The sequence below is a fragment of the Enterobacter cloacae complex sp. 6730903 genome, from assembly GCF_048283985.1.
GTDB lineage: Bacteria > Pseudomonadota > Gammaproteobacteria > Enterobacterales > Enterobacteriaceae > Enterobacter > Enterobacter hormaechei_C.
In genome coordinates, this window is sequence record NZ_JBLVXX010000002.1 from 119,113 (window position 1) to 132,494 (window position 13,382).

Annotated in this window: 13 protein-coding genes; 7 read left to right on the forward strand and 6 right to left on the reverse strand. The window is 55.8% G+C overall.

Annotated features, from left to right (window positions below; genetic code table 11):
* Positions 1-67 precede the first annotated feature (67 nt).
* The 5 genes from ACNQ0W_RS01505 to mntR form a co-directional block, all read right to left on the reverse strand.
* Positions 68-1,591 carry an efflux transporter outer membrane subunit gene (locus ACNQ0W_RS01505; protein WP_062932145.1) on the reverse strand — a complete coding sequence of 508 codons (1,524 nt, stop codon included), beginning with the start codon at positions 1,589-1,591 and terminating at the stop codon, positions 68-70.
* Positions 1,591-3,162: a DHA2 family efflux MFS transporter permease subunit gene (locus ACNQ0W_RS01510; protein ID WP_062932146.1), complete on the reverse strand. Its 1,572-nt coding sequence runs from the start codon at positions 3,160-3,162 to the stop codon at positions 1,591-1,593. Before ACNQ0W_RS01510 ends, ACNQ0W_RS01505 begins: the two co-directional genes overlap by 1 nt.
* The gene (locus ACNQ0W_RS01515) at positions 3,159-4,253 is read right to left on the reverse strand and encodes an HlyD family secretion protein (protein WP_039271277.1); all 1,095 of its coding nucleotides are present in this window, start codon (positions 4,251-4,253) and stop codon (positions 3,159-3,161) included. Before ACNQ0W_RS01515 ends, ACNQ0W_RS01510 begins: the two co-directional genes overlap by 4 nt.
* A gap of 101 nt (positions 4,254-4,354) precedes the next feature.
* Entirely contained in the window at positions 4,355-5,464 is a 1,110-nt protein-coding gene (locus ACNQ0W_RS01520) for an anion transporter (RefSeq protein WP_017384914.1), read from the reverse strand.
* Complete coding sequence (mntR, locus tag ACNQ0W_RS01525) at positions 5,461-5,934, reverse strand: manganese-binding transcriptional regulator MntR (protein ID WP_015571059.1); 474 nt, start codon at positions 5,932-5,934, stop codon at positions 5,461-5,463. Before mntR ends, ACNQ0W_RS01520 begins: the two co-directional genes overlap by 4 nt.
* A gap of 183 nt (positions 5,935-6,117) precedes the next feature.
* Between mntR and mntS the strand changes: the two genes are divergently transcribed.
* Positions 6,118-6,246, forward strand: a complete 129-nt coding sequence (gene mntS / locus ACNQ0W_RS01530; RefSeq protein ID WP_017384915.1) for a manganase accumulation protein MntS — start codon at positions 6,118-6,120, stop codon at positions 6,244-6,246.
* Positions 6,247-6,515: 269 nt separating this feature from the next.
* A complete protein-coding gene (locus ACNQ0W_RS01535) occupies positions 6,516-8,099 on the forward strand; it encodes a phosphoethanolamine transferase (protein WP_062932147.1) in 1,584 nt (527 codons plus the stop codon).
* A gap of 116 nt (positions 8,100-8,215) precedes the next feature.
* Here the strand turns inward: ACNQ0W_RS01535 and ompX are convergent, their stop codons facing one another.
* On the reverse strand, positions 8,216-8,734 hold the full coding sequence (ompX, locus tag ACNQ0W_RS01540) for an outer membrane protein OmpX (RefSeq protein ID WP_003858450.1): 519 nt from the start codon (positions 8,732-8,734) through the stop codon (positions 8,216-8,218).
* A gap of 353 nt (positions 8,735-9,087) precedes the next feature.
* On the opposite strand from ompX, the gene rhtA reads away from it, so the two are divergent.
* From rhtA to glnQ, 5 genes are all read left to right on the forward strand, one after another.
* Positions 9,088-9,975, forward strand: coding sequence for a threonine/homoserine exporter RhtA (gene rhtA / locus ACNQ0W_RS01545; protein WP_047053111.1), 888 nt, complete (start codon positions 9,088-9,090; stop codon positions 9,973-9,975).
* Between the two features lie 298 nt (positions 9,976-10,273).
* Entirely contained in the window at positions 10,274-10,777 is a 504-nt protein-coding gene (dps, locus tag ACNQ0W_RS01550) for a DNA starvation/stationary phase protection protein Dps (RefSeq protein WP_000100801.1), read from the forward strand.
* Between the two features lie 361 nt (positions 10,778-11,138).
* Complete coding sequence (gene glnH, locus ACNQ0W_RS01555) at positions 11,139-11,882, forward strand: glutamine ABC transporter substrate-binding protein GlnH (protein WP_003858455.1); 744 nt, start codon at positions 11,139-11,141, stop codon at positions 11,880-11,882.
* Positions 11,883-11,975: 93 nt separating this feature from the next.
* Entirely contained in the window at positions 11,976-12,635 is a 660-nt protein-coding gene (gene glnP, locus ACNQ0W_RS01560; protein ID WP_003858462.1) for a glutamine ABC transporter permease GlnP, read from the forward strand.
* Positions 12,632-13,354, forward strand: a complete 723-nt coding sequence (gene glnQ / locus ACNQ0W_RS01565; RefSeq protein ID WP_006809503.1) for a glutamine ABC transporter ATP-binding protein GlnQ — start codon at positions 12,632-12,634, stop codon at positions 13,352-13,354. The genes glnP and glnQ overlap by 4 nt, the downstream gene beginning before the upstream one ends.
* Positions 13,355-13,382 lie beyond the last annotated feature (28 nt).

The following is a 13,382-nucleotide window of genomic DNA, read 5'->3' on the forward strand; positions in this document are numbered from 1 at the left end:
GTTATACCCGCCCCCCAGCCATCGCGAATGTGGCGTTCCTGTCCGTTTCTTGCCCAATCCTCTGAATCTATCCGCGCGGGGCGTCGCCAAAGACGCTGTAGTCTGGCAGCCGCACCTGCTGATACGGCTCCCAACCGCCGCCGAGGGCTTTGTAGAGCGCCACCAGGTCAAGCGCGCTCTGCACCTGCGCCTGCGCCCGCTGCTGTTCGGCCTGAGCGAGCTGGCGCTGGGCGTCCAGCACGTCAATAAAGCTGGCGATCCCCTGCCGATAGCTGTCGCTGGCGAGATCAAAAGCGTTTTGCAGCGCGTCGATAGTTTTCGCCAGGCCCGCTTCACGCTGCTGGTCGGTGCGATAGCTCACCAGCGCGTTTTCAACGTCGCCGAGCGCCGTCAGCACCGTCTGACGATAGTCCAGCACTGCCGCCCCCTGCTGCGCACGCGCCACCTTGACGCTGGAGACCAGCCGACCGCCCTGGAAGATGGGTATGGAAACCTGCGGGCCAAAGCTGTAGAAGTGGCTGCTCCAGTCGGTCAGCCAGTTAGATTCGCTGTTGCGCAGGCCAAACTGTCCGGAGAGGGTAAAGCTCGGGAACAGCTCTGCCACCGAGACGCCAATCTGCGCCGTGGCGGCATGGAGATTCGCCTCGGCTTCGCGCACGTCCGGGCGACGGCGTGCGAGGGTGGACGGAATACCGGTCTGCACAATATCCGGCAGGGCAGGCATCAGCTGCACGGATTGCAGTTCGGCATCCAGCGCGCCCGGCGGCTTACCAAGGAGGATCGCCAGCCCGTTCATCGCCTGGCGTTCCTGCGCCTGATACTGCGGCAGCTGGGCTTCAAGATTGCCCAGCTGCGCCCGGGCATTTTCCACGTCCATCTGCGGCGACAGCCCGCCCCGCTGGCGGCTTTCGGTCAGATCCAGCGTCTGCTGCGCGCTTTCAATTTGCGTATTAAGCGTGGCAATGATGCTCTGCGCCCCACGCAGCTGTAGCCACGCCCGCGCCACTTCGGCTTCCAGCGAGACCAGCGCATCGTTACGCTGCTCGATCGCCGCCCGCTGCTGCGCCTCGGCCGCTTCTACCTGACGGCGCACCTTGCCCCACAGGTCGATTTCCCACTGGGCGTCGAAGCTGCCCTGATAGAGGTTAATCGGCTGCGTCAGCGGGCCTAACGCGCCCCGCAGTTCAGGATCGACATTATTCAACTGGTCGTACACGCCGTGGGATTTCAGCTCCCCTTCCAGCCCAAGCTGCTGGCGCGTCGCCTGCACATTGCCATTCACCGACGGGAAAAACGCCCCGCCGGCCTGGTTAATCTGTTCGCGCGCGCCGGCAATGCGTAATACCGTTTGCTGTAGCGTCAGATTCCCGGCGATGGCGCGTTCAATCAGGCTGTCGAGCTGCGGCGAGCCGAAGGTTTTCCACCAGCGCGGGTTAGTGGCCGCGGAGGAAGTTTGCGATTTCACCGCGCTGTCGCCCTTATCGTTCCAGTGCGTGGTAGCGGGCGGTGCTGGCTGTTGGTAGTCCGGCCCGACGGCGCAGCCCACCAGCAGCATCATTATCATCAGAGGGTGTAAACGTCTGTGTATCATCAGTGTGCTCCTGCACTCCCCTCGCTCTTAACCGGCGAGAGCAACAAACAAAACGGAATCAGTAATAGGGCTACCGCGCTCAGAATGGTAAAGACGTCGATGTAGGCCAGAAAGCGCGACTGCTCGATCATCGTCTGGTACATCCGCCCGGTGGCAATGCCGGTCGGATCGCCCACCTGAGTGGTGAAGTTCTGGATCGCCTGGGCGCTTTCGCGTATCGCCAGCTGGAACTGCTCATTAAACGGCGAAGCGTGGTAAGCCAGATGCGCGCTGTGCGCCTGCGAGCGCTCGGTGATCGCCGCCGTCGAGAGCGAAATCCCAATCGAACCCGCCACGTTGCGGAACATGGTAAACAGCGCCGCCGCGTCGGCGTTAAGCCGCCTCGGGATCGAGATAAAGGCGATGGTGGTCAGCGGCACAAACAGGAACCCCAGCCCTATCGACTGCGCGCTGCGGAACAGCACCAGCGTTTCGAAGTCGATATCCGGCGTCAGCGTGCGGGACCAGAAGAACGACACCGCCAGGCAGGTAAAGCCGAAGGCGATGATCCAGCGCGTCTGCACCACCGGCATCAGCTTCAGCACCAGCGGGATGGTCAGCACAATCAGCACCGCGCCGGGCGAGAGCACCAGCCCGGACCAGGTGGCGGTATAGCCCAAATCCTGCTGCGCCAGCTGCGGAATAACCACCGAACTGCCGTACAGGATCATCGCCATCCCCGCCATCAGCAGGCTGGAGATCGCAAAGTTGCGATCCTTCATGCAGTGCAGATCCACCACCGACTTTCTGGCATACATCAGCCAGTAGATCGCGCCGATAATGCCAACCAGCGTCAGTACCGCGAAGGTGCGGATAAAGTTCGAATAGAACCAGTCATCATCTTCGCCCCGGTCGAGCATCACCTGCAAACAGCCAAGACCGAGGGCGATCAGGCCGATCCCCGTCCAGTCGACGGTGAGCTTCTCTTCCGACTTTTTCTCCCACGGCGGATCTTCCAGCAGCTGATAGATAGCCAGCACCGTCACAATCCCTACCGGGATATTGATAAAGAACACCCAGCGCCAGGAGTAGTTATCGGTGATCCAGCCCCCCAGCGTGGGGCCGAGTACCGGCGCAACGATAATGGCAATGGATGAAAGGCCAAAGGCTTTGCCCCTGTCCTCCGGCTTGAAGTAGTCGAGTAGCACCGACTGCTGGGTGGGCTGCAACCCGCCGCCAAAGAAGCCCTGCATCACGCGGAACAGGATGATTTGCCATAGCTCGGTGGCGATGCCGCACAGGAACGAGCAGATGGTGAACATCACAATGCAGATCAGGAAGAACTGCTTGCGGCCAAACAGACGGCTCAGAAAAGCCGAAATCGGCAGCACGATGCCGTTCGCCACCAGGTAGCTGGTGAGCACCCAGGTGGATTCGTCATAGCTGGCCGAGAGCGACCCTGCGACGTGGGGCAGCGCCACGTTGACGATGGTGGTGTCCAGAATTTCCATAAACACCGCCAGGGTGACCACAATCGCCACCGCCCACGGGTTACTGGCGGGCTTCCAGTTATCGTGGCTGTGATCCGTCATTCCACGGTGACCTTCGGTTCAACCGACAGCCCCAGCGGCAGCGGCTTGTTCGGATCCAGCCCTTTATCAATGACGATTTTCACCGGCACGCGCTGAACGATCTTCACAAAGTTACCGGTGGCGTTTTCCGACGGGAAGGCGGAGAAGCGCGAGCCGCTGCCCTGCTGGATGCTGTCGATATGGCCTTCCAGCTCCATATCCGGCCAGGCATCGACGGACACGGTCACTTTGTCGCCCGGCTTCATGCGCTCAAGCTGCGACTCCTTGAAGTTCGCCACCACCCACACGTTCGGGGAAACCAGCGAGAACAGCGCCGTACCTGCCTGCACCAGCGTACCGGGCTGGACGTTGCGTTTGGTGACAAAACCGTCGAACGGGGCGCGGACTTCGGTATAAGAGAGGTTCAGGTTGGCGGTTTCCAGCTGCGCTCTGGCCTGATCGACCTGCCGTTCGCGGGCTTCGACGTTGGTCTCCTGCTGGCGGATTTGCAGCTGAACCTGCTCCGCCACTTCCAGCTGCGCCTGCGCGCTGGCCAGACCCGCCTGGGCACTCCTCAGTTGAGCGTTCGCGGCATCGATACTTTGTTGCGTGGTCGCGCGCGGGTCAACGCCGCGCTGACGGCGGTACTCCGCCTGCGCGTTGGCCATATCCGCCTGGGCTTTCAGTACCTGGGCTTTGGCTTCATCGCGCTGAGCGGGATATTGCACCTTCGAGAGCGCCAGCTGCGCCTGCGCCTGATGCAACTGCGCAACCGCCAGCCCAAGCTGGGCCTGGGCCTGATCGCGCTGGGCGGTGGTATCACGCGGATCGATCACCACCAGCACATCCCCTTTCTTCACGCGCTGGTTATCCCGCACGCGAAGTTCGGTGACGTAGCCTGCCGTTTTTGGGGCAATGGTCACTACGTCGCCGTCGGTGAAGGCGTCGTCGGTGGTCTCTTCGTTACGGGTTAAAAACCACCAGACCAGCGCCACAATCACCATCACGATGACCACGATGCCAAGGATAATTAACGGTTTTTTCCCCGGGCGCTTGCGCTCGTTATTGTTTTGATCCTGCTTGTCAGCAGGTGGGTTTTGATCTTCTGCCATAGTTCAGCAACAGTCCTGTCAGTGAGCGGCATCACACTATGCCGTTCACTAAAGCTAGGACGTTGCTATACATTTGCCAGGAAAAACTGACAAATTGCGCACTATATGAGAAGGAATAGTCCGAAACCGACCGCCGCTGACCAGAGCAGCATCGGGATTGACCATAAATGGAAGCGCCACCAGATGCGGCGATCGTTGGCCATCCGCAGGGCGATGAGGTTGGCCAGCGAGCCAGGCAGCAGCCCAAAGCCGCCGACGTTGACCGCCCACGCCAGCAGTACCGTTGGGGGAACATAGTTAAGCAGCAAAATGGTGGACGGCACGTTACTGATCACCTGCGAGAGACCAATCGCCGTCAGCCATAATCCCGGCTGTGACAGACCGCTGACGCTATGGAGAACGTTCTGCAATACAGGGAGCTGGATCAGGAGATGGACGTCAATAAACATCGCCATAAACACCAGCAGCAGCGTCCAGTCAACGCTCACCAGCACCCGCCGGGCGAGGAACAGGAAGCCGCACGCCACCAGCAGCGCGCCCGCCAGCGCCTGGTTTAACTCCAGCGCGATAAGGAAAACGATATACAGCCCCAGGCAGCTCCAGACGAGACGCGGCTGCCACTGGGGGCCGGTTGTACCGCTGTGGTACTGCAACGATTTATTCGGGAAAGCAAACCAGCCCACCGCCAGCAGCGACGCCACGATCGCCAGCGCCAGCGGCGCCATCTGCCCGGTAAACGCGGTAAACGACAGGCCGGAGCGTCCCCACAGCAGAATGTTCTGCGGGTTACCGATAGGCGTGAGCAGCGAGCCCGCATTGACGGCCAGCGCTTCAAAGATAATCAGACGGGTAACCGGTATTTCGCACAGCTTACGCAGCGTGAGCGTAAGCGGCACCACGATAAAAAGCGCCACGTCATTAGTGAGAAACGTCGACAACAGCGCCGCCGAAAAGACCATAAACAGGGCCAGCTTGCGCTCGGTGGCGAAGCGGCGCACCATTTTGCGCCCCAGCACGTCAAAATAGCCGCTCAGCTCCACGCCTTTGGTGAGCATCATCAAACCGCTCAGAGTAATAATGGTGCGCCAGTCTATGGCCGCCGGCCAGGTGTGCGGCGTGAAGGGCACAAAGACGCTGAGCCCAACGCCAGTGATCAGTAAAAGATGGAAAAAGCGATCGCGTTTCAGGGCCTGCAAGCCGGGGATGTTCATTCAGCGGAGGGACCGTATTTGAGCGTAAACTCGCGGAACTTCAACAGCGTCTCTTCACTGACGTGGTGTTCCATACCTTCGGCATCCCGACGGGCAATTTCCGGGCTGACGCCCAGCACCAGTAAAAAATTCTCGACGATCTGGTGTCGCTCGCGGCTCTCCTGCGCCAGCTTCTCGCCCTCAGCGGTGAGAAACACCCCGCGCCAGGGGATCATTTCGATCAGCCCGACCGACGCCAGACGTTTTAACATTTTGGCAACGGTTGGCTGCGACACCCCCAGGCGTGCGGCCATATCCACCTGGCGCGCTTCTCCAACCTCACGGATCAGATCAGAGATCAGTTCGACATAATCATCAATCAGCTCCCGGCGGTGCGCCTCACGCACCTGGCGGAAGCCTTCCACATGCTCTTCAACGTTCACCAGTTGCGTCGTTTTTTTTGTTGTTGGCTTACCTGCGCGACGGTTCATTGTGCTTCCTCAATGGGGTTGACGCTTCCAGCGCCCTGTAACGGAGCGCACATTGTAAACCATAGCTCTACAAGCACAAAAAATTAACGAATTAGCCATAGCTATACAATATAGCCTGTGCTATATCTGTATGTAATGCAGTCACCCTTCACGGATCGAAGGGATCATGAATCAGGAGGTCTTATGAATGAATTCAAGAGGTGTATGAACGTGTTTACCCACTCTCCTTTTAAAGTGCGCCTGATGCTGTTGAACATGCTGTGCGATATGTTTAACGCCAAACCGCAGCAGGACGACAATTCTTCCCACTAAGCGGCGTCGCGGTACGCCGCTTCATTTTCCCGTCACACTTACGTTGTAAACTGGCCTGTTCCCGATTATTTTTGCGGATTTGCAGCCCCCTTCGCAAAACATCTGTTTAGCAACTGTTGACCTTAATTCACGCTCGCACTATCTTCTTGCAGCCCTGCACAATTTGCGGCTCGCTGAAGCGGACCTCTCATTCCCTTTCCACGCACTGTCCGGCAGGCTTTGACCCTTGACGCCAGGGTGAGCACATGGCGTTTTCGTGATAGTGATCTATGAACGTAACCCTGATTGATACACTTGTTACCCGCAGCCGGGCCTTAAGCCCGTGGACGGGATTCTATTTTTTGCAATCGCTGTTGATTAACTTTGCTCTTGGCTACCCCTTTAGCCTGCTTTATGCCGTCGGATTCACCTGTATTCTTCACCTGCTCTGGCGAAGCGCACCGCGCGTGCAGAAAATGCTTATCGGGATCTGTTGTCTGATTGCTGCCGCCTATTTCCCGTTTGGCCAGGCCTATGGCGCGCCGAACTTTAATACTCTGCTGGCGCTCCACTCCACCAATATGGAAGAGTCCACAGAGATCCTGACGATCTTTCCGTGGTACAACTACGTGGTTGGCCTTTTCATTTTTGCCCTCGGCGTGATTGCGGTTCGTCGTAAGCCCGTCGGGAAAAAGGCATGGGGTAAAATTGAAAGCCTGTGCCTGGCCTTTAGCGTGGTGACGTTTTTTGTTGCACCGGTACAAAATCTGGCCTGGGGCGGCGTGTTTAAGCTTAAAGATACCGGGTATCCGGTGTTTCGCTTCGTCAAAGACGTGGTGGTGAATAACGAGGAAGTGCTCGACGAGCAGGCGCGTATGGCCGAGCTTTCCACCATGAAAGATACCTGGAACGTGCTGGCGGTGAAACCGAAGTATCACACTTACGTGGTGGTGATCGGGGAAAGCGCGCGTCGCGATGCGCTCGGCGCGTTTGGCGGTCACTGGGATAACACGCCGTTTGCCAGCGCCGTTAACGGTACGCTGTTTACCGACTACGTGGCGGCCAGCGGCTCGACGCAGAAATCACTCGGTCTGACGCTCAACCGCGTGGTGGATGGAAAACCGCAGTTTCAGGATAATTTTGTCACCCTGGCCAACCGGGCAGGTTTTCAGACATGGTGGTTCTCTAACCAGGGACAGATCGGCGAGTATGATACCGCCATCGCCAGCATCGCGAAGCGTGCCGACGAGGTACAGTTCCTGAAAAGCGGTGATTTCGAAGCCGATAAAAACACAAAAGATGAAGCGTTGCTAAAAATGACGGCGCAGGTCTTTGCTACTCAGCGCACCCAGCCGCAGCTGATTGTCCTGCACCTGATGGGGTCACACCCGCAGGCATGCGATCGTACCGGGGGAAAATATGCGGAGTTTGTGCAATCCAAAGAGACCTCGTGTTATCTCTACACCATGACGCAAACCGACGATCTGCTCAGCAAGCTGTACGCACAGCTGCGCAACAGCGGCGACAGCTTCTCGATGGTCTATTTCTCTGACCACGGCCTGGCGTTTAAGGAGCGCGGTAAAGAGGTGCAGTATCTGGCCCACGATGACAAGTTCCAGCAGAACTTCCAGGTACCGTTTATGGTGCTGTCGAGTGATGACAAAACGCATCGCATCATCAAAGCGCGCCGTTCCGCGAACGATTTCCTGAAATTCTTCTCACAGTGGACGGGGATTAAGGCGAAAGAGATAAAAAATGATTACCCGTTTATCTCCGGGAAGAAGGGCCCGCCAGTTTACATTACCAACTTTAAGTTACAGAAAGTCGACTATAACCATCTTGGGACGGATATTTTCGATATTAAGAGTAAGTAATTTCTGCCGTTTCGTGCGGACGGATGCCTTCACTTTGGCTCTCTCCCACGGAGAGAGGGTACAAATAAAAAAAATCCGCCTCAAAGGGCGGATTTTTTACTGGCTCACCGAAGTGATTAGAAGCGGTAACCTACGCCCGCGATCCAGGTGCCAACGTCAACGTTGCGGATACGGCTCTGCTCATAGGAGAAGTCCAGAGCAACGTTTTCGATTGGGTTGAACTGCATACCTGCGCCATAGGAGAAACCATAGTCGCTGTTGCTTGCAGTACGGTTCAGACCCTGGTTTTCGGTCTGCTGGAATTTACCGTAGCCAACACCTACAACACCGTAGATGCTTGCCCAGTCATTCAGGCGGTAAGCAGGACCCGCGGTGATGCCGTAGTACTGACCTTTATTGTAAGAGCCATTTTCAGTACGATCTTTCTCGGTGTAAGTGAAAGAACCGATCACACCCAGCGGGTTGTTGTCTTGCTCATAACGGTACTTCAGGTTGAAACCGTTGGTTTTGTTCATCACGCCCTGCATATCGCTCTGAGCGTAACCACCAGTTACAGTAGAAGTTGCCGCTACAGCGGTACCTGCGGAAACAGCCAGAACAGCTGCCAGTGCTGAAAGACATGCAATTTTTTTCATAACCACCTCAAATGTGCTTCAAGTAAGTCCGTAAGTTTTAAATATATCAAAAAATTCTGTAAAACTCTTTGTCATTCACGATGTCTAATGCGACCTTTCCTGTAACAGAACATTTCCAGCACCAGCTATCTCGTTCAAATAACTCCAGATTTTCACCTGTAAATGCTAATAGTGCGCGTCATCGCCATTTAGTTCATCCAGATTATTCCTAATCTTCAGGCGATAAAATCATCAACGTTTTCTCATTTTACGGATTTTCCCTGGATTTTTTTCAACAGTAGCTCAACCGTTGCAGCTTATTTCCATTACACTGCGACTTTTACCTCATTTGACATAAATTGACAGGAGAAAGGATGCCAGGTTTACCTCGTAAATCGTCGGTCTGGATGCCGGTGGCAGTCATACTTATCGCGATGATGTCCATACAAAGCGGCGCGTCGCTGGCAAAATCGCTGTTTCCGCTGGTTGGTGCGCCCGGCGTCACGGCGCTGCGTATCGCATTAGGCACCCTGATCCTCGTGGTTGTCTTTAAACCCTGGCGGCTACGGTTTAAAAAGGAGCAGCGACTGCCTCTGCTTTTTTATGGGCTGGCGCTGGGAGGGATGAACTACATGTTCTATCTCTCTATTCAGACGATCCCGCTGGGGATCGCGGTCGCGCTTGAATTTACCGGCCCGCTGGCGGTTGCCCTCTTCTCTTCTCGTCGTCCGGTAGACTTTATCTGGGTCATACTGGCCGTGCTGGGGCTATGGTTCCTGCTGCCGCTCGGGCAAAGCGTTTCACAAGTCGATCTGACCGGGGCAGCTCTGGCGCTGGGCGCGGGGGCGTGCTGGGCGGTGTATATTCTCACTGGCCAGCGTGCGGGCGAAGAGCACGGCCCCGCGACGGTCGCCTTAGGCTCGCTGATTGCCGCCGTTATCTTTGTCCCGATCGGAATGGCACAAGCGACGGACTCAATATGGCAATGGTCAATCCTGCCGGTTGGGCTGGCGGTTGCCATTCTCTCTACGGCGCTGCCCTACTCTCTGGAGATGATCGCCCTGACGCGCCTGCCCACGCGCATTTTTGGTACGCTTATGAGCATGGAGCCCGCGCTGGCCGCCATCTCAGGAATGATTTTCCTCGGTGAGACCCTGACCCTGGTACAAACGCTGGCGCTCTGTTCCATTATCGCGGCGTCAATGGGCTCCACCCTGACCATGCGTCCGGAACCTAAAGTGCAAAAAATCGACCTCAACTAAGCCTTAAATTCTGCATGGCTAACCCGCCATGCAGAATATACGTCTCGTCAGTAGTTCAAATAATTTCTTACAAACTCTCTTATATTGCCAAAATATTTCAGCTGCCCGCCTTCCCGGAGAGTGAATTAAGATTGATCTGTATCAACTTAAATAAACCACTTACTTTTCAAACAGTTGATAATACAAGCCTCCTTTCGCTATTAAACCAATAGGCAGAGCCAAACCGCAGAGAAAAAATCCGGTGCTATACTTAGTTCCGTAATTACCTGGGACACAAACATCAAGAGGATATGAGATTATGAGTACCGCTAAACTGGTGAAAACGAAAGCGTCTAATCTGCTTTATACCCGTAACGATGTATCGGATAGCGATAAAAAAGCGACCATTGAGCTGCTGAATCGCCAGGTGGTCCAGTTCATCGATCTTTCGCTGATCACCAAACAGGCTCACTGGAATATGCGCGGTGCAAACTTTATTGCCGTTCATGAAATGCTGGATGGCTTCCGCACAGCACTGGTGACTCACCTGGATACCATGGCCGAACGCGCCGTACAGCTGGGTGGCGTGGCACTGGGTACCACACAGGTGATCAACAGCAAAACGCCACTGAAAAGCTATCCGCTGGATATCCATACCGTTCAGGATCACCTGAAAGAGCTGGCGGATCGTTATGCGATTGTGGCGAACGATGTTCGTAAAGCGATTGGCGAAGCCAAAGACGAAGATACCGCTGATATCTTCACTGCCGCATCACGCGACCTGGATCAGTTCCTGTGGTTCATTGAGTCCAACATCGAATAATCCCTGCGGATTTTCCGAATAACCCTCGCCCCTGGCGGGGGTTTTGCACATTTATGGTGCGCACTTTTGCCCGCAACGGCCGCAAAAGTGAATAAAATGTAATAATCACCTCACACAACCGTTAACGGAAGATTGTTTTTTCGTCAGATTCTGCGCTAAATATCCCCCTGTCAGAAGACCTTAACGAAGCGCACCAAAACGGTGCTCCATTCTGGTGCAACCTGACAGAATTGCCACGCTTTTTGTGCAATGCGTGACATCATCCCCTTTGCAAAACAACAGCTTGTAAAACTGGCACGATTTTTTCATTGTGCCAGAGGTTCTCGCAGGGGATCGCCCCGTGGATATAAAAGGAAATGCTATGAAGTCTGTATTAAAAGTTTCACTGGCTGCACTTACCCTGGCGTTTGCGGTGTCCTCGCAGGCTGCCGACAAACTGGTTGTGGCGACTGACACGGCGTTCGTACCGTTTGAATTTAAACAGGGTGATAAATACGTTGGTTTTGACGTCGATCTGTGGGCCGCGGTCGCAAAAGAACTCAAACTGGATTACACCCTGAAGCCAATGGATTTCAGCGGCATTATCCCGGCACTGCAAACCAAAAACGTTGACCTGGCGCTGGCAGGCATCACCATTACCGAAGAGCGTAAAAAAGCGATCGATTTCTCTGACGGCTACTACAAAAGCGGCCTGCTGGTGATGGTGAAAGCGGATAACAACGACGTGAAAAGCGTGAAAGATCTCGACGGTAAAGTGGTCGCCGTGAAGAGCGGCACCGGCTCCGTTGATTACGCGAAAGCCAACATCAAAACCAAAGACCTGCGTCAGTTCCCGAACATCGACAACGCTTACATGGAACTGGGCACCAACCGCGCGGATGCGGTGCTGCACGACACGCCTAACATCCTTTACTTCATCAAAACCGCCGGTAACGGCAAGTTCAAAGCGGTAGGTGATTCTCTGGAAGCACAACAGTACGGTATTGCGTTCCCGAAAGGCAGCGACGACCTGCGTAACAAAGTTAACGGCGCGCTGAAAACCCTGAAAGAGAACGGCACCTATAACGAAATCTACAAAAAATGGTTCGGTACCGAGCCTAAATAATTTCACCTGACTTCAGGTTTGTAACGCCCGGTGGCGCTTCCGCTTACCGGGCCTACGTTTTTTGTTTTTCACCACGGTATACAGGAATACATCATGCAGTTTGACTGGAGCGCCATCTGGCCTGCCATTCCTCTCTTGCTTGAAGGCGCTAAAATGACCCTGTGGATTTCGGTCCTCGGTCTGGTTGGCGGGTTGATTATCGGTCTGGTGGCCGGTTTCGCCCGCACCTACGGCGGCTGGATTGCAAACCACATCGCACTGGTTTTCATCGAAGTGATCCGCGGCACCCCTATTGTGGTGCAGGTCATGTTTATCTACTTCGCCCTGCCGATGGCCTTCACCGACCTGCGCATCGACCCGTTCAGCGCCGCCGTTGTCACCATCATGATCAACTCCGGCGCCTACATTGCGGAAATTACCCGCGGTGCGGTGCTGTCGATTCATAAAGGCTTCAGCGAAGCTGGCCTGGCGTTAGGTCTTTCCCGTCGCGAAACCATTCGTCACGTGATCCTGCCGCTGGCGCTGCGCCGCATGCTGCCGCCGCTGGGTAACCAGTGGATCATCAGCATTAAAGACACCTCGCTGTTTATTGTTATCGGCGTGGCCGAGCTGACCCGTCAGGGCCAGGAGATCATCGCGGGTAACTTCCGCGCCCTGGAAATCTGGAGTGCGGTCGCCGTTGTCTACCTGATTATCACGCTTGTCCTGAGCTTTGTTCTGCGTCGTCTTGAAAGAAGGATGAAAATCCTGTGATTGAATTTAAAAACGTTTCCAAGCACTTTGGCCCAACCCAGGTGCTGCACAATATCGATTTGAACATCAGGCAGGGCGAAGTGGTGGTGATCATCGGGCCGTCCGGTTCCGGTAAATCCACCCTGCTGCGCTGCATTAACAAGCTCGAGGAGATCACCAGCGGCGATTTGATCGTCGATGGTCTGAAGGTTAACGATCCGAAAGTGGACGAGCGCCTGATCCGCCAGGAAGCGGGCATGGTGTTCCAGCAATTCTACCTGTTCCCGCACCTCACGGCGCTGGAAAACGTGATGTTCGGTCCTCTGCGCGTGCGCGGGGCCAGCAAAGCGGCAGCGGAAGCGCTGGCAAAAGATCTGCTGGCGAAGGTTGGTCTGGCGGAGCGTGCCCACCACTATCCTTCCGAGCTGTCCGGCGGCCAGCAGCAGCGCGTGGCCATTGCCCGTGCGCTGGCGGTGAAGCCAAAGATGATGCTGTTCGATGAGCCAACGTCGGCACTCGACCCGGAGCTGCGTCACGAAGTGCTGAAAGTTATGCAGGATCTGGCGGAAGAAGGCATGACGATGGTGATCGTTACCCACGAAATCGGCTTTGCCGAAAAGGTGGCGTCCCGTCTGATCTTCATTGATAAGGGCCGTATCGCGGAGGACGGGAATCCGCAGGCGCTGATTGCGAACCCACCAAGCCAGCGCCTCCAGGAGTTCCTGCAACACGTCTCCTGATAGCCACACCCAGAGCCGGGCATGCCCG

Excerpts from the sequence above, each read along its gene's own strand:
- ACNQ0W_RS01505 (WP_062932145.1), bottom strand. The coding sequence starts at position 1,591 with ATGATACACAGACGTTTACACCCTCTGATGATAATGATGCTGCTGGTG.
- ACNQ0W_RS01510 (WP_062932146.1), bottom strand. The coding sequence starts at position 3,162 with ATGACGGATCACAGCCACGATAACTGGAAGCCCGCCAGTAACCCGTGG.
- ACNQ0W_RS01515 (WP_039271277.1), bottom strand. The coding sequence starts at position 4,253 with ATGGCAGAAGATCAAAACCCACCTGCTGACAAGCAGGATCAAAACAAT.
- ACNQ0W_RS01520 (WP_017384914.1), bottom strand. The coding sequence starts at position 5,464 with ATGAACATCCCCGGCTTGCAGGCCCTGAAACGCGATCGCTTTTTCCAT.
- mntR (WP_015571059.1), bottom strand. The coding sequence starts at position 5,934 with ATGAACCGTCGCGCAGGTAAGCCAACAACAAAAAAAACGACGCAACTG.
- mntS (WP_017384915.1), top strand. The coding sequence starts at position 6,118 with ATGAATGAATTCAAGAGGTGTATGAACGTGTTTACCCACTCTCCTTTT.
- ACNQ0W_RS01535 (WP_062932147.1), top strand. The coding sequence starts at position 6,516 with ATGAACGTAACCCTGATTGATACACTTGTTACCCGCAGCCGGGCCTTA.
- ompX (WP_003858450.1), bottom strand. The coding sequence starts at position 8,734 with ATGAAAAAAATTGCATGTCTTTCAGCACTGGCAGCTGTTCTGGCTGTT.
- rhtA (WP_047053111.1), top strand. The coding sequence starts at position 9,088 with ATGCCAGGTTTACCTCGTAAATCGTCGGTCTGGATGCCGGTGGCAGTC.
- dps (WP_000100801.1), top strand. The coding sequence starts at position 10,274 with ATGAGTACCGCTAAACTGGTGAAAACGAAAGCGTCTAATCTGCTTTAT.
- glnH (WP_003858455.1), top strand. The coding sequence starts at position 11,139 with ATGAAGTCTGTATTAAAAGTTTCACTGGCTGCACTTACCCTGGCGTTT.
- glnP (WP_003858462.1), top strand. The coding sequence starts at position 11,976 with ATGCAGTTTGACTGGAGCGCCATCTGGCCTGCCATTCCTCTCTTGCTT.